Origin of the sequence: Pseudomonas sp. LA5, assembly GCF_028640825.1 — a bacterium.
GTDB classification, from domain to species: domain Bacteria; phylum Pseudomonadota; class Gammaproteobacteria; order Pseudomonadales; family Pseudomonadaceae; genus Chryseomonas; species Chryseomonas aestiva.
Genome location: NZ_JAQYZY010000019.1, coordinates 145,399 through 168,530, shown reverse-complemented (window position 1 = coordinate 168,530; position 23,132 = coordinate 145,399). Strand labels below are relative to the sequence as shown.

Annotated in this window: 20 protein-coding genes; 8 read left to right on the top strand and 12 right to left on the bottom strand. The window is 66.6% G+C overall.

Annotated elements, in window-relative coordinates; all coding sequences use genetic code 11:
- Window position 1 precedes the first annotated feature (1 nt).
- From PVZ72_RS02945 to PVZ72_RS02920, 6 genes are all read right to left on the bottom strand, one after another.
- Window positions 2-3,103 carry an efflux RND transporter permease subunit gene (locus tag PVZ72_RS02945; RefSeq protein WP_273861172.1) on the bottom strand — a complete coding sequence of 1,034 codons (3,102 nt, stop codon included), beginning with the start codon at window positions 3,101-3,103 and terminating at the stop codon, window positions 2-4.
- Window positions 3,100-6,246, bottom strand: coding sequence for an efflux RND transporter permease subunit (locus PVZ72_RS02940; protein ID WP_273861171.1), 3,147 nt, complete (start codon window positions 6,244-6,246; stop codon window positions 3,100-3,102). The genes PVZ72_RS02945 and PVZ72_RS02940 overlap by 4 nt, the downstream gene beginning before the upstream one ends.
- Window positions 6,243-7,427: an efflux RND transporter periplasmic adaptor subunit gene (locus tag PVZ72_RS02935; RefSeq protein ID WP_273861170.1), complete on the bottom strand. Its 1,185-nt coding sequence runs from the start codon at window positions 7,425-7,427 to the stop codon at window positions 6,243-6,245. Before PVZ72_RS02935 ends, PVZ72_RS02940 begins: the two co-directional genes overlap by 4 nt.
- A gap of 494 nt (window positions 7,428-7,921) precedes the next feature.
- Window positions 7,922-8,755: a glutathione-dependent disulfide-bond oxidoreductase gene (gene yghU, locus PVZ72_RS02930; protein ID WP_273861169.1), complete on the bottom strand. Its 834-nt coding sequence runs from the start codon at window positions 8,753-8,755 to the stop codon at window positions 7,922-7,924.
- A gap of 112 nt (window positions 8,756-8,867) precedes the next feature.
- A complete protein-coding gene (locus PVZ72_RS02925) occupies window positions 8,868-9,770 on the bottom strand; it encodes an AraC family transcriptional regulator (protein WP_273861168.1) in 903 nt (300 codons plus the stop codon).
- A 210-nt stretch (window positions 9,771-9,980) separates the two neighbouring features.
- A complete protein-coding gene (locus PVZ72_RS02920; RefSeq protein WP_263259060.1) occupies window positions 9,981-11,075 on the bottom strand; it encodes a GNAT family N-acetyltransferase/peptidase C39 family protein in 1,095 nt (364 codons plus the stop codon).
- A 139-nt stretch (window positions 11,076-11,214) separates the two neighbouring features.
- Here PVZ72_RS02920 and PVZ72_RS02915 point away from each other — a divergent pair, with 139 nt between their 5' ends.
- Window positions 11,215-12,708 carry a RimK family protein gene (locus PVZ72_RS02915; protein WP_273861167.1) on the top strand — a complete coding sequence of 498 codons (1,494 nt, stop codon included), beginning with the start codon at window positions 11,215-11,217 and terminating at the stop codon, window positions 12,706-12,708.
- A gap of 57 nt (window positions 12,709-12,765) precedes the next feature.
- Here PVZ72_RS02915 and PVZ72_RS02910 read toward each other — a convergent pair whose 3' ends face one another.
- Together PVZ72_RS02910 and PVZ72_RS02905 are read right to left on the bottom strand one after the other, a co-directional pair.
- A complete protein-coding gene (locus PVZ72_RS02910) occupies window positions 12,766-12,963 on the bottom strand; it encodes an SEC-C metal-binding domain-containing protein (RefSeq protein WP_007159125.1) in 198 nt (65 codons plus the stop codon).
- Between the two features lies 1 nt (window position 12,964).
- Window positions 12,965-13,447 (bottom strand): LEA type 2 family protein, encoded by a 483-nt coding sequence (locus PVZ72_RS02905; protein WP_187978865.1) that lies wholly within the window; start codon window positions 13,445-13,447, stop codon window positions 12,965-12,967.
- A 169-nt stretch (window positions 13,448-13,616) separates the two neighbouring features.
- Between PVZ72_RS02905 and PVZ72_RS02900 the strand changes: the two genes are divergently transcribed.
- Window positions 13,617-14,177, top strand: coding sequence for a hypothetical protein (locus PVZ72_RS02900; protein WP_273861166.1), 561 nt, complete (start codon window positions 13,617-13,619; stop codon window positions 14,175-14,177).
- A gap of 12 nt (window positions 14,178-14,189) precedes the next feature.
- Here the strand turns inward: PVZ72_RS02900 and PVZ72_RS02895 are convergent, their stop codons facing one another.
- On the bottom strand, window positions 14,190-14,663 hold the full coding sequence (locus tag PVZ72_RS02895; protein WP_187978867.1) for a YchJ family protein: 474 nt from the start codon (window positions 14,661-14,663) through the stop codon (window positions 14,190-14,192).
- A 1-nt stretch (window position 14,664) separates the two neighbouring features.
- Window positions 14,665-15,162: a DUF6231 family protein gene (locus PVZ72_RS02890; RefSeq protein ID WP_187978868.1), complete on the bottom strand. Its 498-nt coding sequence runs from the start codon at window positions 15,160-15,162 to the stop codon at window positions 14,665-14,667.
- A gap of 135 nt (window positions 15,163-15,297) precedes the next feature.
- Here PVZ72_RS02890 and PVZ72_RS02885 point away from each other — a divergent pair, with 135 nt between their 5' ends.
- The 4 genes from PVZ72_RS02885 to PVZ72_RS02870 all read left to right on the top strand — a co-directional run bounded on the left by PVZ72_RS02885 (window position 15,298) and on the right by PVZ72_RS02870 (window position 19,928).
- Window positions 15,298-15,957, top strand: a complete 660-nt coding sequence (locus PVZ72_RS02885; RefSeq protein WP_187978869.1) for an OmpA family protein — start codon at window positions 15,298-15,300, stop codon at window positions 15,955-15,957.
- 90 nt (window positions 15,958-16,047) lie between these two features.
- Window positions 16,048-16,308: a DUF1145 domain-containing protein gene (locus tag PVZ72_RS02880; RefSeq protein ID WP_133859564.1), complete on the top strand. Its 261-nt coding sequence runs from the start codon at window positions 16,048-16,050 to the stop codon at window positions 16,306-16,308.
- Between the two features lie 135 nt (window positions 16,309-16,443).
- On the top strand, window positions 16,444-18,588 hold the full coding sequence (gene dinG / locus PVZ72_RS02875; RefSeq protein WP_273861165.1) for an ATP-dependent DNA helicase DinG: 2,145 nt from the start codon (window positions 16,444-16,446) through the stop codon (window positions 18,586-18,588).
- Between the two features lie 194 nt (window positions 18,589-18,782).
- Window positions 18,783-19,928 carry a serine hydrolase domain-containing protein gene (locus tag PVZ72_RS02870; RefSeq protein WP_273861164.1) on the top strand — a complete coding sequence of 382 codons (1,146 nt, stop codon included), beginning with the start codon at window positions 18,783-18,785 and terminating at the stop codon, window positions 19,926-19,928.
- Between the two features lie 9 nt (window positions 19,929-19,937).
- Here the strand turns inward: PVZ72_RS02870 and PVZ72_RS02865 are convergent, their stop codons facing one another.
- Window positions 19,938-20,531: an NYN domain-containing protein gene (locus PVZ72_RS02865; RefSeq protein ID WP_133859562.1), complete on the bottom strand. Its 594-nt coding sequence runs from the start codon at window positions 20,529-20,531 to the stop codon at window positions 19,938-19,940.
- 225 nt (window positions 20,532-20,756) lie between these two features.
- On the bottom strand, window positions 20,757-21,176 hold the full coding sequence (locus tag PVZ72_RS02860; protein ID WP_273861163.1) for a hypothetical protein: 420 nt from the start codon (window positions 21,174-21,176) through the stop codon (window positions 20,757-20,759).
- A gap of 279 nt (window positions 21,177-21,455) precedes the next feature.
- Between PVZ72_RS02860 and PVZ72_RS02855 the strand changes: the two genes are divergently transcribed.
- Together PVZ72_RS02855 and pdxH are read left to right on the top strand one after the other, a co-directional pair.
- The gene (locus PVZ72_RS02855) at window positions 21,456-22,301 is read left to right on the top strand and encodes an OmpA family protein (RefSeq protein WP_273861162.1); all 846 of its coding nucleotides are present in this window, start codon (window positions 21,456-21,458) and stop codon (window positions 22,299-22,301) included.
- Window positions 22,302-22,381: 80 nt separating this feature from the next.
- The gene (pdxH, locus tag PVZ72_RS02850; RefSeq protein ID WP_133859559.1) at window positions 22,382-23,029 is read left to right on the top strand and encodes a pyridoxamine 5'-phosphate oxidase; all 648 of its coding nucleotides are present in this window, start codon (window positions 22,382-22,384) and stop codon (window positions 23,027-23,029) included.
- Window positions 23,030-23,132 lie beyond the last annotated feature (103 nt).

Genomic DNA, 23,132 nt, shown 5'->3' with positions numbered 1-23,132 from the left:
TTCAGGCCGCGGCGCGGCGCAGATGCTGGCGCCAGAACCGGCGGCTGGCGCGGCTCAGGCGGTCGAGACAGAGGAATACCACCGGGGTGGTGAAGAGGGTCAGCACCTGGCTCAGCGCCAGGCCGCCAGCGATGGCCAGCCCCAGGGGCTGGCGCAGGGCGTCGTCGCCGCCGCTGCCCAGCGCCAGCGGCAGGGCGCCGAAGAAGGCCGCCAGGGTGGTCATCAGGATCGGCCGGAATCTTAGCCGGCAGGCCTCGCGGATGGCGGCCTCGGGCGAGAGGCCGCGGTCGCGCTCGGCGACCAGGGCGAAGTCCACCAGCAGGATGGCGTTCTTCTTGACGATGCCGATCAGCAGCAGGATGCCGATCAGGGCGATGAGGGTCAGCTGGGTGCCGGTCGCCAGCAGCAACAACAGGGCACCGACCCCGGCCGAGGGCAGGGTGGAGAGAATGGTCAGCGGATGGATGTAGCTCTCGTAGAGCATGCCCAGCACCAGGTAGATGGCCGCCAGGGCCGCGGCCACCAGCCAGGGAATCTGCGCGACCAGGGTGGCGAAGGCCTGGGCGGTGCCCTGGAAGCCGGACTGGATCTCCCGCGGCAGGCCGACCTTGACCAGCGCCGCCTGGATCGCCGCCTGGGCCTGCTCCAGGGAGACCCCGTCGGCCAGGTTGAAGGCCAGGGTGCTGGTGGCCATCTGGCCCTGGTGCGCCACTGCCAGGGGCGCGTTGCCGCCGGTGAAGCGGGCAAAGGCGGCCAGTGGGACCTGGGCACCGCTGCCGGTCACCACGTACAGCTGCTTGAGCACCTCGGGGTCCTGGGTGTAGGCCGGCGCCAGCCCCAGCACCACGTGGTACTGGTTGAGGGTGTGATAGAGGGTGGCCACCTGGCGCTGGCTGAAGGCGTTGTCCAGCAGGGTGTCGAGGTCCTTGACGCTCACTCCCAGGCGACTCGCCGCGGCGCGGTCGATCTCCAGGCGCACCTCCTGGCCACCGTTCTGCGCATCGGAATCCACCCCGGTGAGTTCCGGCAGGGTCTTGAAGGCGGCTTCCACCTTGGGTGTCCAGCGGCGCAGTTCGTCGAGGTCGTCGGCCTGCAGGCTGAATTGATAGGTGGCGTTGGCGCTGCGCCCGCCGACCCGCAGATCCTGGGCCGGCATGAGGAACAGCTGGATGCCGGCATGGCGGCTGCCAAGCTGGCTGAGGCGATTGGCGATCCGCTGGGCGCTGTCCTTGCGCTCGCTGTAGTCCTTGAGGCGGATGAAGAATTGCGCCGAGTTGCGCGAGCCGAACATGCCGCCGCCCGTGGAGGCCATCACCGCCGCCACGTCGGGATCGTCGCGCAAGCGGGCGGCGATCTCCTTCACATGGGGCGCCAGGGCCTGGTAGGAGATGCTCTGGTCGGCACGAATGGCGCCGAGCACCACCCCGGTGTCCTGATCCGGAAAGAAGCCCTTGGGCACCACCACATAGAGGTAGACGTTGAGCCCCACGGTCAGCGCCAGGCTCGCAAGAGTCAGCAGCGGGTGCCGCAGCACCCAGTCCAGGCCGTGCAGATAGCCGCCTTGCAGGCGCGCCAGGCCGTGCTCGATCCACCGATAGAGCGCCGGCACCGGTGCTTCGGGTGAGCCCTCGCGCAGTACCCGCGCGCAGAGCATGGGGGTGAGGGTCAGCGACAGCAGCATGGAGATGACCAGGGCCACGCTGAGGGTCACGGCGAATTCGCGGAACAGCCGGCCGACGATGCCACCCATGAGCAGCAGCGGGATGAACACGGCGATCAGCGACAGCGTCATGGACAGCACGGTGAAGGCCACCTCGCGGCCGCCGATCAGTGCTGCGCGCAGCGGACCGCGACCCAGCTCGCGGTGGCGGGTGACGTTCTCCAGCACCACGATGGCGTCGTCCACCACGAAGCCGGTGGCGATGATCAGCGCCATCAGCGACAGGTTGTCCAGGCTGTAGTCCAGCAGGTACATGACCGCGCAGGTGCCGATCAGCGACAGCGGCAGGACCACGGCGGGTACCAGGGTGGCCCGCAGGTCGCGCAGGAAGACGAACACCACCGCGATCACCAGCAGCATCGCCACCAGCAGGGTCTCCTCGGTGGAGTGCAGCGAGGCGCGGATGCTGGCGGAGCGGTCGATCACCGGCACCAGGTCCACGTCACCCGGCACCAGGGCCTGCAGGACCGGCAGCTGGGCCTTGATGGCGTCCAGGGTCTGCAGCATGTTGGCGCCGGCCTGGCGGGTGACGCCCAGGGTCACCGAGGGCTGGCCGTTCAGCGAGCCGCTGACGTAGACGTCCTCGACCGTGGCGTAGACCCGCGCCACGTCGCTCAGCCGCAGCGCGGCGCCCTGCTGGTAGCCGACGATCAGCTGCGCATAGTCCGCCGCCTGCTCCAGCTGGCCGTTGCTCTCGATGGACCAGGTCTGGCCCTCGGCATGCAGCACGCCCTTGGCGCCATGGGTGGTGGCGTTGGCGATGGCCGCGCGCACGCTGTCCAGGGCGATGCCGGCATGGGCCAGTTGCTGGGGCTGCAGGTCGATGCGGATCGCCGGCAGCGAACTGCCGCGGATCGATACCTGGCCGACGCCCTGCACCTGGGCGATCTTCTGCTGCAGGATGCTCGACGCCAGGTCATAGAGTTCGCCCGGGCTGCGCGTCTTGGAGGTCAGCGCCAGCATCAGGATCGGCGATTCCGTGGGATTGGCCTTGCGATAGGTGGGCAGGCTGGGCATGCCGCTGGGCAGCAGGCTACGGGCGGCATTGATGCCGGCCTGGACGTCGCGGGCGGCGCCGTCGATGTTGCGCGACAGGTCGAATTGCAGGATCAGGGTGGTGGCGCCCTGGCTGCTACTGGAGGTCAGCTCGGTGATTCCGGCGATCTGGCCGAGGCTGCGCTCCAGCGGCGTGGCCACGGTGGCGGCCATGGTCTCGGGGCTGGCGCCCGGCAGGCTGGCGGTGACCACGATGGTGGGGAAGTCCACCTTGGGCAGCGGCGCCACCGGCAAGCGGGCGTAGCCGAGCAGGCCGAGCAACAGCACCGCCAGACTCAGCAACAGGGTGGCGACCGGCTTGAGCACGAACAGGCGGATGGGATTCATCGTCCGCCGCTCCGCTGCCAGCGCCGCCCCAGTCGTTCGCCGAGTCTATCGAAGACCAGGTAGATCACCGGCGTGGTGTAGAGCGTCAGCACCTGGCTGACCAGCAGCCCGCCGACGATCACCAGCCCCAGCGGCCGGCGCAGTTCGGCGCCGGAGCCACTGGCGAACATCAGCGGCAGGGCGCCGAGCAGGGCGGCCAGGGTGGTCATCAGGATGGGTCTCAGGCGCAGCAGGCAGGCGCGGTGAATGGCCTCCCGCGGCGCCAGGTGCAGCTGCTGGCGTCCCTCCAGGGCGAAGTCCACCATCATGATGGCGTTCTTCTTGACGATGCCGATCAGCAGCACCACGCCGATCAGGGCGATCAGGGAGAACTCGGTGCCCGTCAGTAGCAGGAGCAGCAGGGCGCCGATGGCCGCCGAGGGCAGGGTGGAGAGGATGGTCACCGGGTGGATGAAGCTCTCGTAGAGCACCCCCAGCACGATGTACATCACCACCACCGCGGCCAGGATCAGCCACAGGGTATTGCCCGCCGCCTGCTGGAAGGCCTGGGCCGCGCCCTGGTACCTCAGGGTGACGCTACTCGGTGCCTGGGCCTCGGCCATGCTCTGGGCGATGGCCTGCTGCGCCTGCTCCAGGGAGTAGCCGTCGGCCAGGTTGAAGGACAGCGTCACCGCCGGGAATTGCCCCAGGCGCGTCAGGGACAGGGGGCCCGGGCGCTGCTCGATGCGGGCGATGTCGGTGAGGCGTACCAGGCCCTTGGGGGTGCTGGTGGTCGTTGTCGTACTGCTGCTGGTGCCACTGGCCGTGGCGGTGGTCGCCGGCGCCAGGTAGATGTCGCCGAAGGCCGCCGGCGTCGCCCGGAAGGCACCGGGCACCTGCAGCACCACCCGGTACTGGTTGGCCTGGGTGAAGATGGTGGAGATCAGCCGTTGGCCGAAGGCGTTGTAGAGCGCGGTGTCCACGTCGGCGGCGGTGATGCCGAAACGGGCGGCGGCGGCGCGGTCCAGCTCCACCTGGGCGGTGAGGCCCTGGTCTTCCAGGTTGTCGAGCACGTCGCGCAATTCCGGCCGGGCCTGTAGACGCGGCATCAGCCGCGGCAGCAGGGCGGCCAGCCGGGTGCCGTCGGCATCGTCCAGGGTGAACTGGTACTGGCTGGGCGTGAGCTGGTCGTCCACCGTCAGCTCCTGGTTGGCTACCAGGTCCAGGCGAATACCGGCGACGCCCGCGGCGCCCTGCTTGAGGCGCTGGATGATGGCCGGCGCCCGCTCGCTGCGCTCGTCGAAGGGCTTGAGCTGGATCTGCAGGCGGCCCTGGTTGAGGGTGGCGTTGCTGCCGTCGACGCCGAGGGTCGAGGTGACCGTCGCCACCGCCGGATCGGCCAGCACCTGCTCGACCAGCGCCTGCTGGCGGCGGGCCATGGCGTCGAAGGAGACATCCTGGGAGGCGCGGGTGAAACCGACGATCAGTCCGGTGTCTTCGCCGGGAAAGAAGCCCTTGGGCACCAGCACATAGAGCAGGGCGGTCAGCGCCACGGTGGCCACGGCCACCAGCAGGGTCAGCCGCTGATGGTCCAGCACCACGCTCAGGGTGCGGTCGTAACCCGCTACCAGGCGTTCGAATTGCCGCTCGCCCCAGCGCGCGAAGCGGCTCTGGCGCTCCGGCGGCACGTGCTGCAGCAGCCGGCCGCAGAGCATCGGCGTGAGCGTCAGGGAGACGAACATGGAGACCAGGATGGCCACCGCCAGGGTGATGGCGAATTCGCGGAACAGCCGACCCACCACGTCGCCCATGAACAGCAGCGGGATCAGCACGGCGATCAGCGAGAAGGTCAGCGAAATGATGGTGAAGCCGATCTCCCGCGAACCGCGCAGCGCCGCCTGCAGCGGCGGCTCGCCCTCTTCCAGATGGCGGGCGATGTTTTCCACCACCACGATGGCGTCGTCGATGACGAAGCCGGTGGCGATGGTCAGGGCCATCAGCGTCAGGTTGTTCAGCGAGAAGCCCGCGAGATACATGATCCCGAAGGTGCCCACCAGCGACAGCGGCACCGCCAGGCTGGGAATCAGGGTCGCGGTGAGGTTGCGCAGGAAGAGGAAGGTCACCATCACCACCAGGGCGATGGACAGCAGCAACTCGAACTGCACGTCGGCAAGCGAGGCGCGGATGGTCTGGGTGCGATCGGCCAGCACCGTTAGCTGGACATTGTCGGGCAGGGCGGCCCGGAGCTTGGGCAACTGTTTCTGGATGGCGTCGACCACGCCGATGACGTTCGCCCCCGGTTGGCGCTGGATGTTGATGACGATGGCCGGACGACCGTTGGCGGTGGCCTGCAGATAGGCGTTTTCCGGTGCCTCCTCGACCGTGGCCACGTCCTCGAGGTGCAGGGCGGCGCCGTGCGCGTAGCTGAGCACCAGCTCGCCGTACTCGGCGGCGCTGCGCAACTGGTCGTTGGCGTCGATGGTGATGGAGTGGTCGGGGCCGTCGAAGCCGCCCTTGGAGCCGTTGACGTTGGCGGCATTGACCACCGTGTAGACGTCTTCCAGGGTCAGGCCGTAGGCGGCCAGGGCCTTGGGGTCGATATCGATGCGCACCGCTGGCTGCTGGCCGCCGGCCAGGCTCACCAGGCCGACCCCGGAGATCTGCGACAGCTTCAGCGCCAGGCGGGTGTTGACCAGGTCCTGCACCCGGGTCAGTGGCAGGCTGTCGGAAATGGCGGCCAGGGTCAGCACCGGGGCGTCGGCGGGATTGACCTTCTTGTAGGTGGGCGGATTGGGCAGGTCGTCCGGCAGATAGCTGTTGGCGGCGTTGATCGCGGCCTGCACCTCCTGCTCGGCGACGTCCAGCGACAGGCTGAGGTCGAACTTCAGGGTAATGACCGAGGCGCCGGCCGAGCTGGTGGAGTACTGCTGCGCCAGGCCGGCCATCTGTCCCAGCTGGCGTTCCAGCGGCGCCGTCACTGCGGTGGCCAGCACCTTGGCGCTGGCGCCGGGGTAGAGGGTGGTCACCTGGATGATGGGATAGTCCACCTCCGGCAGCGCCGAGATGGGCAGCAGGCGATAGCCGAGCAGGCCGGCGAACAGCACCGCCACCATCAGCAGCACCGTGGCCACCGGTCGCTGGATGAACAGCCGTGACGGATTCATCGGCGGGCATCCGCCGCCGGCGCGCCTTCCACGCGGACCTGGGCGCCGTCGCGCAGGTGGTCGATGCCGCGAATGACCACCCGCTCATCGCCCGCGAGTCCCTGGGTGATGGCCAGCCGCTCGCCCAGTGCCGGCCCGGCGGTCACGCTGCGTCTTTGCACCCTGTCATCGGCGCCCACCACATAGACGAAGCTGCCGTCGCTGCCCAGCTGCACCGCGGCGGCGGGGACCACCACGGCGTTCTTCAGGGTGTCGGTCTGCAGGCGCACGTTGACGAACTGGTTGGGGTAGAGCTTCTCTTCCGGGTTGGCGAACACTGCCTTGAGCTTGAGGCTGCCGGTGCTGGTGTCGATCTCGTTGCTGATGAACTTCAACGCGCCATCGGCCAGCGTCGTACCGTCCAGCTGGCCAAGCGCGGTGACCGGCAGCGCCTGGCCCTGGCGGACCTTGGGCAGCAGGCTGGCAAGCGTCGCCTGGGGCAGGCTGAAGGTCACGGCGATGGGATCGGTCTGGGTGATACTGACGAGGCCGGTGGTGTCGCCGGCCGCGAGGTAGTTGCCCGGGTCCACCAGGCGCAGGCCGACATAGCCTTCCAGCGGCGCCATGATGCGGGCGTACTGCAGATTCAACTGGGCGGCGGCGATCTGCGCCTGGTCCGCCTGCACCGCGCCCTGGTACTGGCCCACAGTGGCGACCTGGGTGTCCAGCTCCTGTTTGGCCAGGGAATCCTTGGCCACCAGCCGGCGATAGCGTTCCAGGGTCAGCTGGGCACTCTTGAGTTGCGCTTGGTTCTGCACCAGGTCACCGCGATACTGATCCAGGGTGGCCTGGTAGGGCCGCGGATCGATCTGCGCCAGGAGCTGGCCCTTCTTCACCCGCTGACCTTCGGTGAAGAATACCTGCTCCAGCTGACCGGCCACCCGGGTGGTCACCGTGACGCTGGCGTTGGCCACCACGGTGCCCAGGGCGGTGAGGGTGACCGGCACATCCGCATGCCCGGCCTGGCCCACTGCCACGGTGATCGCCTGGCCCTGTCCCGCGGCCGCGCCCCAGGCCCGGCCACCCTGGCTGCCATGCGCAGCGCTGCCGGCATTGGTCGAACGCCCGTGCAGCACCAGCCCCAGCGCCACGGCGGCACCGACCAAGACAACGACGACGAGAATGCGGGTTTTCCTGCTCATGCCTGCCAGACCTGACTGAGATGGAAGTCAGGCTGCTGGGCAAATGTGCAGGAAATATGGAAAGGCGCTCAGCGCCTGCTAATGGGGTAGTCCAGACGCTCGCGCAGGAGTTGGCGAGCGCTTTGGGTCCGGTTCGGTATCTAGAGCTGGCCAGGGGCCGCGCAGGGCTATGGCGGCTTCAGCTCCGGTCACTCGCGATCAGGTTCCGCGCCAGTGGCAAATAGGTTGCGGCCGAGCACTGCAGTAGCGTGGAAAACGGCGCAGCCTTTTCCACTGGGCCTGGTGGCGAGAGGGCTTTTCGAGCAGGCGCTCATCTCCATCACCCTGGCAAAAAATCGGGATCAACTGTCGCCCCTTTCGTAGCAGCAACTGTCTTTATCGCGGCCATGGCGGTCCGCCGATGCGGCCGCTCCTACGGAAACATCAAGCCTCTGTAATAGCGGCCCATGGCCGCGATCAGCGAACCCAACGGCTCCGCTGACGTCTACCTCGCGTCAATCCAGGTCGGCCGCCGAATGCCGCTCGGCCAGTTGCTCGCCCGGCTCGCCCCAGGTGCGATTGACCCGCCGACCGCGCTGCACCGCCGGCCGTGCGGCGATGGCCTGGGCCCAGCGCTGCACGTGGGTATAGTCCTGCACCGCGAGGAATTCCGCGGCGTTGTACAGCTGGCCCAGCACCAGGTTGCCGTACCAGCTCCAGATGGCGATGTCGGCGATGCCGTAGTCCTCGCCGGTCACGTAGCTGCGATCGGCCAGCAGGCGGTCGAGCACATCGAGTTGGCGCTTGGCTTCCATGGCGTAGCGGTTGATGGGGTATTCGAGCTTTTCCGGCGCATAGGCATAGAAATGCCCGAAGCCGCCGCCGAGGAAGGGCGCCGAGCCCATCTGCCAGAACAGCCAGTTCAAGGTCTCGGTGCGACCGGCGTGATCCTTCGGGATGAAGGCGCCAAAGCTGTCGGCGAGATAGAGCAGGATGGCGCCGGACTCGAAGACGCGCAGCGGCTCGGCGCCGCGACGATCCACCAGCGCCGGGATCTTGGAATTCGGATTGATCTCGACGAAGCCGCTGGAAAATTGCTCGCCCTCGCTGATGCGGATCAGCCAGGCATCGTATTCGGCGTCGCCATGTCCGGCCGCCAGCAGCTCTTCCAGCAGGATGGTCACCTTCATGCCGTTGGGCGTGCCTAGCGAATACAGCTGGAAGGGATGCTCGCCGACCGGCAGCTCCTTGTCGTGGGTCGGCCCGGCGATGGGGCGATTGATGCTGGCGAAGTTGCCGCCGGAGGTGGTGGGGGTCCAGACGCGTGGGGGCGTGTAGGGTTCGCTCATGGTGGCTTTATCCTCGGTCGGCACGGATGGGTAGTTCGATCATAACCGAACTTTGCGCCAGGTCTGTTCAATGGCTCTCACGCTGGCAACAAACCGGATCAACGAAAGCCGCTCAGGCGTTCTGTTCGGTCAGGCGCTGCACCGTCAGGCTGCGGTACTGGCGCGGGGTCATGCCCTTGAGCTGGTGGAAGCGTCGATTGAAGTTGGAGATGTTGTTGAAGCCGGCCTCGAAGCAGATGTCGGTGACCGGCATGCTGCTGTGGGAGAGCATCTCGCAGGCCTTGCTGATGCGCAGGCTGTTGACGAATTCGACGAAGGTGCGCCCGGTGGCCTGGCGGAAGAAACGCGAGAAATAGGTGGGCGTCATGCCCAGGTGCTCGGCCACTTCTTCCTGGGTGAAATCACGCTGGTAGTGATCGAAGATGAAATTCAGCGCCCGGTTGGTGCGATCCACGGCCTGCTCGCTGGCCGTGGCCGGCTCGACGCTGCCCGACAGCAGCTGATAGCGCTCCGAGGTGGCCAGTGCCTCCATCAGCACCAGGAAGTGGCCGAGGCGGGTGGCGCCGCCGCTCTCCGAAATCTGTTGCAGCAACGCCTCGGCGCGGGCGATCAGCTGCGGATCCTGGAATTCGATGCCGTAGCGGGCGCGCTCCAGCAGCGGCGCCAGGCCGCTGAGTTCGGGAAACACCGACGTGGCGTTGTCCACCGTCTCGTTGGTGAAGTTGACCAGCATGTCGCGCTTGGCCACCACCTCGCCCTCGGCGACGCGGCTGATCCAGTTGTGCGGCAGATGCGGACCGGTAAGGAAAAGGCTGCCCGGATAGAAGTTGCCGATGTAGTCGCCGATGAAGGCGGTCCCCGAACTGGCCACGATCAGGTGCAGCTCGTATTCCTTGTGGAAATGCCAGCGCACCAGCGGGCAGGGAAAGCCATGCTCCCGATAGATCACCGAGTGACCGCTCAGGTCCTCCATCAATTCGTAGGAGGGATTGCGCTTGCGCAAGGACTGACTCATCGACCGCCCCGTGATTCTTGTTGGCCTTGATCCTGGCCCTGTTGGACATCCTGCGCAACCTAGGCTTTGTCCGAAAAGTGCCTGCGCATCGATGATGCCGCGTTAAGAATCAGCTCGGAATGCTCATTTACCACTCGTAAACTCCGCTTCCTCGCCGATTTTTGCCTTGCCTCATCTTCGCTCGGCGACTTTTCAGACAAGCCTCAGGGTTCAGCCTGTGCGCAGGATCACCGCCGCGCGCAGCTTGCCGCGGCCGAAGCGACTCATCTTGTCGAACTCGGCGTGGGACACGGGGATGTGCTGGCAGTCCAGTTCGCGGCGATGCTGGCTGTGGTCGACGTCGGGATCGTGCAGGTAGACGAAGTCCTCGTCGCAGTCGGTGACCAGCACCCAGTGCGGCCCCTTGGCCTTGGTCAGCCGGAAGGAGCTGATCAGCACCAGCGGAAAGGCGCCCTGGTTGACCCAGTGGGCGATGTCCAGGCGCGTCCGGTAGAGGCGCTCGATGGGCGATTGCTTGATCTCGGCGCTGAAGTCCTCGTGCACCAGGCGCATGACCTCCTTCTTTTCTTCGCTGCGTACGCCGTCGAGGAACAGGGGGCCCCGGGTATTGACCTGCAGCGTGACCCTGAAGCCCCGGCGCAGCGCGGCCAGGGCCAGGCCATGGGGGCCGCAGCCGCCGTGCCCGGCGGTCATGTAGATGGTGGTGGCTTCGCGCCACAGCCGCAGTTCCTCGCGGCGCTCCAGCGGGCGACCAGGCTGCAGGGCGCCCATGGCCATCAGCAGGCTGGCCGGGCCGCAGGTGAAATCGGTGGTCTGGCGATAGAAGGGCACCGGGCGCGCCTGGCCTTCGCGCGGCTGGCGGATGCGCTTCTCGAAGCGCAGGGCCTGGCTATGGTCCTCGTAGTAGTCCTCCACCGTGGCGAAGGGCAGGTAGCCGTTGCGCTCATAGAGAGCGATGGCGGCGGCGTTGTCCGGCCGGACCTCAAGGCGCAGGTAGGCGCAATCGCGCTCCACCGCCTCGGCTTCGGCAGCCTCCAGCAGCCGCTGGCCCAGGCGATGGCCGCGCGCCGCGGGGTCGACGGCGATGGAATAGAGCCGCGCCAGCGAGGTGTTCTGGTGGAACAGCACCAGGGCGTAGCCCGCCACCTGGCGGTCGTTTTCCGCCAGGATCAGCACGGCGTTCGCCCGGGTGAGCATGTAGTGGAAATTGCGCCGGGAAAGGCGGTCATAGCTGAAGCAGCGCGCTTCCAGATCGACCAGCGCCGCCAGATCATCCAGCCCGGCGGGCCTGAGTGTGAAACTCATCGCGAAGGATTCTCCTGGAGCAGAGCGGGCAGCCTGGCATGGTTAAGCAACGGTTAATAGCACCCGCGTTACAACAGTTGGAGTGGTCCGGCGGCATCCGGGTTTCCGCCGGGACCACGCCCCGCAACCAGGAGGTCCAGTGAGCAAGCTGTATATCGTCGTGGAACGCAAGGAAGACTGGTCGTCCTACTATCCCAGCGAAGACGTCATCACCGCCCAGGAATACCTGGAACAATCCAACGAACAGGACAATGGCAAACGCGTGCAGGTGATCAACCTCTGCCGCAGCCAGAAGTACCTCGGCCACGGCTACTACTGCTCGCTGCTCGCCGAAGCCCGGGGGCACAAGGTCATCCCCTCGGTGCGTACCATCAGCGAACTGGCGCGCAAGTCGCTCTATGGCCTGGCGCTGGAGGACCTGGACAAGCTGCTGACCAAGGCACTGGCCGGCCATCCCTATGGCAGCGCCGACGGCTTCACCCTCACGCTCTATTTCGGCAACACCGACATCGCGCCCCTGCAGGATCTGGCGCGCCAGGTGTTCGAGGCCTTTCCCTGTCCACTGCTGCTGGTGGAATTCCGCCGCGATCGCGCCGGCTGGCACATCGGCGGCCTCAAGCTGGGCAGCATCCACAAGTTGCACGAACAGCAGGAAGATCAATTCGCCAACGCCCTCGACGGCTTCAGTCGCCGCGTCTGGCTCAAGCCGGGGCGGCGCGAAAAATACCGTTTCGACCTGGCCATCCTGCACGACCCCAAGGAAGCCTTTCCGCCGTCAGATGCCAAGGCGCTGAAGAATTTTGTGCGCGTCGGCAAGCACCTGGGGCTGGACGTGGAGCTGATCGAAAAGAAGGATTACGCACGGCTGGGTGAATTCGACGCCCTGTTCATCCGCGAGACCACCGTCATCGACCACCACACCTATCGCTTCGCCAAGAAGGCCGAAAGCGAGGGCCTGGTGGTGATGGACGATCCACGTTCCATCCTGAGATGCACCAACAAGGTCTATCTGGCCGACCTGCTGCGCGCCCACAAGCTGGACATGCCGGCGACCGAGATCCTCTATAAGGACAATCCCGGTCAACTCGAAGACCTCGGCGAGCGCCTGGGCTTTCCGCTGGTGCTGAAGATCCCCGACGGCTCCTTTTCCCGCGGCGTCATCAAGGTCGAGGACGCGGCGCAGCTGCGCAAGGCCAGCGCCGAACTGTTCGAACGCTCGGTGCTGCTGCTGGCCCAGGAGTTCTTCTACACCGAATACGACTGGCGCATCGGCGTGCTGAACCAGGAGCCGATCTTCGCCTGCCAGTACTTCATGTCCAAGGGGCACTGGCAGATCTACGACCACAGCGCCAGCGCCACCGAGGTCAGTGGCGATTTCCGTACCCTGGCAGTGCAGGACGCGCCCCATGCGGTGGTCGAGCTGGCGGTACGCACCGCCAACCTGATCGGCGATGGTCTCTATGGCGTGGATCTCAAGCAGGCGGGCGACAAGCTGGCGGTGATCGAGGTCAACGACAATCCCAACATCGATTGCGGGGTCGAGGACCTGGTGCTCAAGGACGATCTCTACGCCCTGGTGCTGGAGGAATTCATCCGGCGGCTGGAGTCGCAACGCGGCGGACAGCCCTGGTAACACGCCAGGGTCGCGGAGCGGGTGAGGGCAGGGCCTCACCCGTCGCTCAAGGCGCGATCAGGCGCCGTGGCACTTCTTGAATTTCTTCTCGCTGCCGCACGGGCAGGGATCGTTGCGACCCACTTCCTTCAGCGGATTGCGCACCGGCTCCTGGGCCGGGCCATGGTTGCAGTGCGGGCCGTGCACATGGTGGGCATGGCCGTGATCGTGGTCATGGTCGTGATTACAATCGGGACCGTGGACGTGTTGGTTCATCTCATAACTCCGGGATGTAGGCGCCAGGCACGAACTGCCCCTGGCGAGAAAAATGGACGCTGCGCCCGAACAGCCAGCCGGTCTTCACCCGACCGCGCAGCCGATAGTTGATCGGCTGGTTGGGGTCTTCCAGCATGCGACCGACGTCCTTCACATAGCGCCATAGATTGGTCTGCACCGGCACTGAGAAGCTGCGCTGACCGTTGGCCGGCACCGACGAATGCAGGTTGGCGGTGCCCTGGGACAGCAGCAGATCGTTCAGGTAGACGGTATAGGCCAGGCTGCGCACGGGCAGGGTGCTGTCGTTGGGATTCTGGACGCGGAAGTGCAGCACGAAGTCCTGGCTCCACAGCCGTGCGCGGATCAGCTCCACGCCGGTCAGTTCGACCTGGGGCTCCTCATAGTTGCGCCCGATGTAGGTACAACCGCCAAGGCTGCTCAGCAGGACGCCGAGCAGGGTGATGAACAAGGCCTGGCGAAGCATGCGGCACTCCCGTTTTCTGCGCAGTTTAACAAGCACCGATTGCTGCACAAGTCGGGGCCGCTTCGGCACAGGCTAACAAAAAAACGCCTGGGCCAGGCGACCGTGCGGACTGGACCCCTCCGGCGCGACGTTGCATCCTGCAGCTCTTGCCGTGACCGAGGAGGTCGTCATGTCCGCCGTGCTCTATGAAATCGCCTTCCAGGGCGAGCTGGTCGCTGGCGCCGATGCGCAGCAGACCCGACAGAATCTGATGCGGCTGTTTCAGGCGGATGAACAGCGCATCGCCGTGCTCTTCTCCGGTCGCCGCATGATCATCAAGAATCGTCTCGACGCCGCCACCGCCGAGCGCTATCGCGCCACCCTGGCCCAGGCCGGGGCGCGGGTCGAGGTGGCGCCCATGGCCGAGACGGGCGAGCCGGCTGCGGCACCCGTCGAGACCCAAGAGCCAGCCGCCACCGCACCTACCGCCGCGTCTGCCGCCGAGCGCGGGTCGCTGTCGGTCGCGCCACGGGATGCTGTGATGGCGGCCTTCGTCGATGTCCAGGCACCGGATTTCGGCCTGGCTCCGGTGGGCGCCGATCTCCAGGACGAGGCCGCACCGGTAGCACCGTCGCGGGTCGATCTGTCGCACCTGAGTCTGGCGCCTATGGGCAGCGACCTGGGCCCGGCCTCCGAGCCACTGCCCGTGGCGGTCCCGGATACCGATCACCTGACGCTGGTCAGGGAATAGGCGCGGTCAGCGCTACAGGAAGCCGGCGCAGCACTTCTTGAACTTGGCGCCGCTGCCGCACAGGCAGGCGTCGTTGCGGCCTGGCAGGGGTCTGGCGGTCGGATCGAGAAAGTACCAGCGGCCTTCACGTTGGACGAAACCCGAGCGCTCTTCATGGCGATGGGCGCCGCGCCCATCCTCCCAGCGCGCCACGAAGCTGACGCGCGCATGGTCAGGATCGCCGGGCTCGGGGCGATGCTCCAGCACCTGCAGACCCTGCCAGCGACTGCCCAGACTCCAGGCCGTCAGCGCTTCCCTGTCCAGCAGTGCCTGCTGCGCGGGGGCCGTGGTGGCCACCAGGTAGTCGATCAGTCCCAGCGCATAGGCGCTGTAACGCGAACGCATCAGGCGCTCGGCATCGGGCGCCGGAGTGCCGGCATGAAAGGCGCCGCAACAGTCGCCAAGCGACAGGTCCGAGCCACAGGGGCAGGGGGCCATGGAATGCATCTCACCACCAGTACTTGCCGAAATTCTGCGGATTGGCCCAGAACCGGGCATTGAGCCAGTCCGGGACCTGCTTGTAGTCGTGCAGATCATAGCTGAACAGGGTGACTACCTGGCCGTCCCGGGCGAAGCGCTCGCTGGCCTGCAGGGCCAGGGCGTAGAAATCCGTCAGCTGCCATTCGCTGGCGGCCAGGTCCACCAGCACGGCCAGCCGCGAGGTGTTGAGGTTGCGCAGGCCGCCGAGCAATTCGCGGCCCGTTCGCAGCGGCAGATGTTCCAGGCAATCGGCGAGGATCACCAGATCGTAGCGTTCGGCCAGTAGGCTCGGCTCGTCCAGGGGGACCGCGGCCTGCACCAGCTGGCAGTGGGGATGGGCCTCGGCATAGGCCTGCAGCGCCGGTAGCGGCTCACGCGCGACGCAGAGCAGACGTGCCGGGCGATGATGGTCGAGCAGGCTTGCCAGAGCCTGTTGCGGGGTACGGGACGAGAATATGTTTGCCATTAAGGGAACCCTAATCAAATCGCGATTGACTAAGCAACCAGCGTTGTCAAGATGTGTACGCCACCATTAGTCTGACAGCGCACTACAACGAAAGACGAGCCTAACTCGCGGTACCTGGTCTATAGGAGACCCTTCATGAGCAAGAGCATCGCAAGGACAGCTTTACCCCTCATCCTGGCAAGCACCGTGCTGGCCGGTTGCGCGGGCGGCGTACAGAAATCCGATTGGCCGGTGTGCGCTGCGGTCGGCGCCCTGGTCGGCGGTGCGGCCGGCGCTACCCAGAGCGGTAACGTCGCCGGCATGGCGGCCCTGGGCATAGGTACCACCGCTGGCGCCTATTGCTGGGTGCACGGCAAGGGCAACGAGCAGGTCGCCCGCATGGAGCCCGCTCCGGCCCCGGCTCCGGCGCCCGCACCGGCTCCCGCGCCGGCACCGCTGCCGAAGCAGGAAGTGATCACCGCGCGTGATCTGCACTTCGCCTTCGATTCCGCCGAAGTCAGTCCGCAGGATCGTGCTCAGCTCGACGGTATCGCCGGTCGTCTGCGTGGCGAAGCCGCCAGCACTCGTCTGTCGATCACCGGCCATACCGACAGCAAGGGTACCGACGCCTACAACCAGCGTCTGTCCGAGCGTCGCGCCAAGTCGGTCAGCAACTACCTGGTCCAGGCCGGTGTGCCGGCAGCCAGCATCGTCTCCGTGAAAGGCATGGGCGAGCGTCAGCCGATCGCCACCAACGAGACCGCTGAAGGCCGTGCCACCAACCGCCGCGTCGAAATCCAGATCGACCGCGAGTGATGCATCGGCGGCGGACCTAGGTCCGCCGCCTTTACTTTTTCCGGCTCCAGGCGTTATGGTCCGATCCATCTCGTCCTCCTGCTGGAATCCATGAAAACCCTGTCCCTCACCGGCAAAGTCCTCCTCCTGCTGTTCTGGCTCGCCGCAGCCGCCGCTGTCGCCCTGCCTCTCGCTCGCCCGTTCCCCCAATTGCTCGCCCTGGTCGCCCTGGCCCTGCTGCTGCTGCACCTGGGTGAAGTCTTCGCCAGCCGTCGTGCCCTGCGCCTGCGCCGCCATCCCTGGCTCGATCGTCTGAGCCTGCTGATCTTCGGCGCCTTTCATCGGCTGCCGCCCCAGCTGCCGGGCGCCTGAGCGGCCTGCGACCTCAACGTCGGGCGCATCCTGACGACAGGCGCGTTATCATAGCGCCCAAGATCCATTACTGTAGATGCATACAGCGCTCGTCCGCCGGACGGGGCGCTGCTTTGCCATCGCCCGGAACCAGGCATGCTCAGCACCGAACTCAAGACCCAGATCCAGGGCGCCTACACGCGTTTCCTCGAAGCCAAGTCGCTCAAGCCACGCTATGGCCAGCGCCTGATGATCGCGGAGACCGCCAAGGGCCTGGGTGGCATCGCCCAGGACGAGGAGGGCCATCGCGAAGGCGAGCCCGCCGTGGTGGCGGTGGAGGCGGGTACCGGTACCGGCAAGACCGTGGCCTATGCCCTGGCCGCCATTCCCGTGGCCAAGGCGGCCGGCAAGCGGCTGGTGATCGCCACGGCGACGGTGGCGCTGCAGGAGCAGATCGTGCACAAGGACCTGCCGGACATCCTGCGCAACAGCGGACTGTCCTTCAGCTTCGCGCTGGCCAAGGGCCGGGGGCGTTACCTGTGCCTGTCCAAGCTGGACATGCTGCTGCAGGAGGGTCAGGCGCAGAACGCCACCGCCCAGCTGTTCGCCGAGGATGGCTTCAAGATCGATGTGGACGAGGCGTCCAACGAACTGTTCGGCAAGATGATCGAGCGCCTGGCCGGCAATCGCTGGGACGGTGATCGTGACAGCTGGCCGGAGGCCATCGAGGACGTCCAGTGGTCGCGCATCACCACCGACCATAGCCAGTGCACCAATCGTCACTGCCCGAATTTCCAGCAGTGCGCCTTCTACCGGGCGCGCGAAGGCATGACCAAGGTCGATGTCATCGTCACCAACCATGACCTGGTACTGGCCGACCTGGCCCTGGGTGGCGGCGCCATCCTGCCCGATCCCCGCGACACCCTTTATGTGTTCGACGAAGGCCACCACCTGCCGGACAAGGCCATCGGCCACTTTGCCCATTTCACCCGGCTGAGATCCACCGCCGAGTGGCTGGAGCAGATCGCCAAGAATCTCACCAAGCTGCTGGCCCAGCATCCGTTGCCGGGTGATCTCGGTCGCCTGGTCGAGCAGGTGCCGGAGCTGGCGCGGGAGATCCGCACCCAGCAGCAGTTCATGTTCACTGCCTGCGAAGCCCTGGCGGATTTTCGCGCGGGCGAGGATATGGAAGGCCGCGAGCGGCCGCGGCACAGATTCGTTGGCGGGGTGATCCCCGAAGACCTGCGCGAGATGGGCATCGAACTCAAGAAAGGCTTCGCCAAGCTTACCGACCTCTTCACCCGCCTGACCGAGATGCTCAAGCAGGCCATGGACGGCGAATCCAGCATTGGCCTCGCCAGCTACCAGGCCGAGGAGTGGTATCCGCTGTTCGGTAGTCTGCTGGCGCGCGCCCAGGGCAACTGGGAGTTGTGGACGGCCTTTACCTGCGAAGACCCGGAAGACAGCCCGCCCATGGCACGCTGGATGACCCTAGCCGAAACGGGTTCGCTGTACGACATCGAGGTCAATGCCAGCCCCATCCTCGCCGCCGAGATGCTGCGCCGTCACCTGTGGAATGTCGCCTTCGGCGCCCTGGTGACTTCGGCGACCCTGACCGCCCTGGGCACCTTCGACCGCTTTCGCATGAGATCCGGCCTGCCGCGCTCGGCGGCCACCGCCGTGGTGCCCAGTCCGTTCCGTCACGCCGAGGCCGGGGTGCTGCGGGTACCGGATCTCAAGGCCGATCCGCGCAACGCCGCCGAGCACACCGCGGCTATCGTCCGCGAATTGCCGGCGATGCTCGAAGGCGCGCGTGGCGCCCTGGTGCTGTTTTCCTCGCGGCGGCAGATGCAGGACGTCTTCGACGGCCTGGAACGGGACTGGCGCAAGCGGGTGCTCATCCAGGGCAACCTGTCCAAGCAGGAGACCCTGAACAAGCACAGGAAGCGTGTCGACGATGCCGAGGCCAGCGTGCTGTTCGGCCTGGCCAGCTTCGCCGAGGGGGTCGACCTGCCCGGCGCCTATTGTGAGCACGTGGTCATCGCCAAGATTCCCTTCGCCGTGCCCGACGATCCGGTGGAGGCCGCCCTGGCCGAGTGGATCGAGGCGCGCGGCGGCAACCCCTTTATGGAGATCGCCGTGCCCGACGCTTCCTTGCGGCTGATCCAGGCCTGCGGTCGGCTGCTGCGCACCGAGCAGGACAGCGGCACCATCTCGCTGCTGGATCGCCGTCTGGTGACCCAGCGCTACGGCAAGGCCATCCTCAATGCGCTGCCGCCGTTTCGGCGGGAGATTCAATAAGAGGTGGCCCTGGCTGCGACAAGCCGTAGGTTGGGCTGAGACGGCTCTATCGTCGAAGCCCAACAGATCCGGCCCCGAGGCAACAGCTGTTGGGCTTCGCTACGCTCAACCCAACCTACCGCGACCTTTGGCAGTGGCCGTATCAGCGGACCGTCTGACCCACGGCGCCAGCGCATCACCCGTAAGGAAAACCCATGACCGTCCACGGCTATCACGACCTGAGATTCGAATCCGTCCGCGAGGCCTTCGCCGAGTTGTTGGCCGCCGGCCAGACCCGCGGGGCGGCGCTGTGCGTCCAGGTCGGCAGTGAAACGGTGCTGGATCTCTGGGGCGGCCTGGCCGACAAGGACGGTCAGACGCCCTGGCACACCGATACCCTGCTCAATCTGTTCTCCTGCACCAAGGCCTTCACCGCGGTGGCGGCGCTGCAGCTGGTGGAGGAGGGCAAGCTGGCCCTCGATGCCCCGGTTGCCGAACGCTGGCCGGAATTCGCCGCCGCCGGCAAGGCCGACATTACGCTGCGACAGCTGCTCAGCCACAGATCCGGCGTCTCCGCCTTGCGCGAACGTCTGGCGGGTGACGCCCTGTACGACTGGGACATTATGACCGCCGCGGTTGCCGCCGAGGCACCCTGGTGGACGCCCGGCACCGCCCATGGCTATGCCCCCATCACCTTTGGCTGGCTGCTGGGCGAACTGATCCGTCGCGCCGACGGCCGTGGCCCGGGCGACGCCATCGTGGCGCGGACCGCCGGGCGCCTGGATCTGGATTTTCACATCGGCCTGCCGGCCAGCGAAGACGAGCGCGTCGCCCATATCGTGCGGGGCAAGGGCGTGCTGGGCGATGCCGCCGCGCAGCGCCTGCTCAAGACCACCCTGAGCGACCCCGTGGCCCTGCCGACCCTGGCCTTTGGCAATCCGTCCGGGGTGCTCACCAGCACCAACAAGGCCGAATGGCGCCGCTTCCAGCAGCCGGCGGCCAACGGCCACGGCCATGCACGCAGCCTGGCAGGCTTCTATGCCGGCCTGCTGGCCGGCGATTTGCTGGAATGGGAGACCTTGAGCGAGGCTCTGGTGGAGCACAGTCAGGGCGAGGACCGGACCTTGCTCACGCCGACCCGCTTCGGCCTGGGCTTCATGCTCGACCAGCCGGACCAGGCCAACGCTACCTATGGCCTCGGCCCCCAGGCCTTCGGTCATCCGGGGGCGGGTGGCTCGACCGGCTTCGCCGATCCGGAACGCGAGGTGGCCTTCGGCTTCGTCACCAATACCCTGGGGCCCTACGTGCTGATGGACCCGCGCGCCCAGGCCTTGGCGCGGGCGGTGGGGGAGTGCCTCTAGGGCGGTCGGCTAGCGGGCGATGGCCGCCTCGATGTCCTTGAATTCGATCACCCGGACATAGGGCGCGATCTCGCCGCTGATGGAGAAGTGCGCGCCGATCACCGTGACCTCGACCCCTTCGTTTTCCACCAGGTACTGCACCACCTCGTGGAAATCGCCGTCGCCCGCCACCAGGTAGAGCTTCTTCCAGCCGCGCTTGGCATGGGAGCGCATCAGATTGAAGGCCAGGCCGACGTCGACACCCTTCTGGCTCTTGGTGGTGTACTGCTCGCCGGTCACCGGATGCAGGATCGGTCCGCCACCCACGGAGGCAGGCCATTCGTGGGCCTTGCTTTGCAGCCAGTACAGCTTGACCCTCAGACCGGCGCCCTTGGGTGGGGCCGAGCTCAAGAACTTGTTGAAGCCGGTCTGGGCGATGGTGGGTGGGTCGCTATCGCAATTGAAGTAGTAGGCGTCGCCTATCGGTTCGCCCGCATCCTCTTCAATGAAGAGCCGTAGCTTGAGATAGTCGAATTTCGCGCCGTAGACCGAACCATTCCAGGCGCTCAGGGCATAGGCACCGTCGACAAACCAGGCGACGCCCGTTCGAGTTGTAGTTGCCATCGTATTGCTGGGACCAGGTTTTTTTACCGTTGATGGGCGCACACCCGCACGCGGGATACGCGGCGCCTATTGTGGGCTTAATTCCCGGTTTGCGCCTCAGGTAACGAGAGGGGATTGCAAACGCCGCGATCTAGAGCGTCCGCCCGGGCGCGAAAGTGCTCCTGGACAGCGAAGGCGGACCGGCTGATCGACCCCTGCCAGGTCGCAGGCGCTGGAGGCCGGTGGTCAGGTCGCCGCGGCTTCACGCCCGTCATTGGCATGGGGGGCATCGATGATCAGGGCGCTCTGCAGCAGGCGAATGCGCGGCGCCACGTGGTAGGCGCCATCGTCATCATGCCGCAGGTAAAGACGCTCGCAGCCCAGACACCGCCATACCGTGCTCTGGTTGTAGGGATAGAAGCGGGGCGCGATGGGGGCGTCAGCTGACCAGTAGTGAGTACCCGCCGGGTGGTACTCCGCGATGATGGCATCTTCGGGTGCGTGACGCGCCAGGGTGCCGATCTGCACGAAATCCGTTTCCCGGTAGCCCACCGGCCAGGCCGCCCATCCCGCCAGATCCCGCCGCAGACAGCGACAATCCCGGGTAATGGCAGCGGCGCTGGCGGCCATACGCTCCAGGGTCGCGACATCGATGAGTCCTTCCATGCGCTAGCCTCCTGGCGGGTAGCCATGCCTTCAACTGAACCTTCGCTCGCCGCCAACCCGTCAGCAGCGCCCTGGCGGCGATTCGCCTGGATTTTCCTTCGCTCGCTGCCCGTGGCACTGCCACTGGTCGGCACGGACGCAAATTTCGTGACTCCACCGCTTTGCCCGGCGTAGGTTTGCGGCCACAATCTCGAAACTACTTTAAGTTCACTCATGCCGCCGGCTCTGGCCGGGGCATTGATTCACTCTGTCCTCCGGCTCGCCGATGGGAAACTTTGCATGAAGCTGATCAAATCCACCACCCTCATTCTCTGCATGGGCGTATCCGCCTGCAGCTCCTTCCAGGGCACTGGCGACCAGGCCGCCGCGCCTGCCAAGCCGGGCAATGCCCAGGCCAGCACCGCCGCCAGCGGCAGCCACTGGTGGTGGCCGTTCGGTGGTGGCGACCAGGCGGCCGAGTCGGCCAAGCCGGTAGCCAAGGCGGCCGAGCCCAAGGCCGAAGCCAAGGTCACGGCGAAGGCGCCCGCCGCCAAGTCCGAACAGGCCGCTGCGGCAGGCGAGAAGGGCAGTCGCTGGTGGTGGCCCTTCGGCAGCGAAGACGTGAAGCCCCTGGCCAAGGCGGAAGTGCTCAAGCCGGTACCGGTCAAGGTCAGCAAGGCCTGGCTGGATGAACACGAGCAGAAGCTGCGCGTCGCCGTGGCCGGCAGCAACGTCAAGGTCGAGCGTCGCGACGACGCCCTGGTACTGATCACGCCGGTGGACAGCTCCTTCAACCCGGATCGCGCCGAGATGCTGCTGCCGGTGATGCTCGGCCCGCTGTCCCGCTCGGCCAAGTCGGTGAGCGTGGATGAAGACAGCGCCGTCATCGTGCTCGGCTTCAGCGACAGCACCGGCGCCGCCGCGCTCAACGACAAGATCAGCCTGCAACGCGCCCAGGCCGTGGCGGCGATCTTCCGTCTCAGCGGCTACAGCGGCAATCGCCTGATCGTGCGCGGTCTGGCCGCCGCCCATCCGCGTGCCGACAACACCACCGCCGCCGGTCGTGCCGTCAACCGCCGCGTCGAGGTATTGATCCAGCCGCGCGCCACCGTGCTGGCCAGCCTGCAGTCGCTGGCGGCGCGCTAGCTACAAAGCTTGTCCTGAAGCAGGCGAGCCGGGCGGGACTTGGTTAAGCTAGGTCGATACCGACCTAGCAGGAGACTTCCATGTCACCGTCCCTCGCCGATATGCGTCGCGACTACACCCGCGACGGCCTGACCGAAGCCCAGGCGCCCGCCGATCCCTATGCCCTGTTCGGGCAGTGGTTCGAAGAGGCGGTGCGTACCGAGCAGCCTCCGGTCGAAGCCAATGCCTGCTGGCTGGCCACCGTCGATGACGAAGGCCAGCCCCACTGCCGCGTGCTGTTGCTCAAGGGCGTCGATGCCCAGGGCTTCGTCTTCTATACCAATTACGACAGCGCCAAGGGGCAGCAGATGGCCGCGCAACCGCGGGCGGCCATGACCTTCTTCTGGCCGGCACTGGAGCGCCAGGTTCGGATCGAGGGCCGGGTGGAACAGGTGTCCGCCGAGGAATCCGATGCCTACTACCGGGTCCGTCCACTGGGCAGTCGCCTGGGTGCCTGGGCCTCGCCGCAGAGCCAGGCCATCGCCGATCGTCACGAGCTGGAGCAGCGTCTGGCCGAGGTGCAGCAGCGCTTCGCCGACGGTGATCCCAGCCGGCCGCCGTTCTGGGGTGGCTATCGCCTCAAGCCCCAGCGCATCGAATTCTGGCAGGGGCGTTCCAGCCGCCTCCACGATCGGCTGGATTACCAGCGCGTAGAGGGTGGCTGGCAGCGCCAGCGCCTGGCTCCTTAAGGCGTTCGCAAGGTGCCGAGATTACAGTCGCCGGAAACCTCCCCGGACGCCCTGGGTCAAGGATAATAGCGATCTGCGCCCGTACCGCTGCCCGGTACGACCA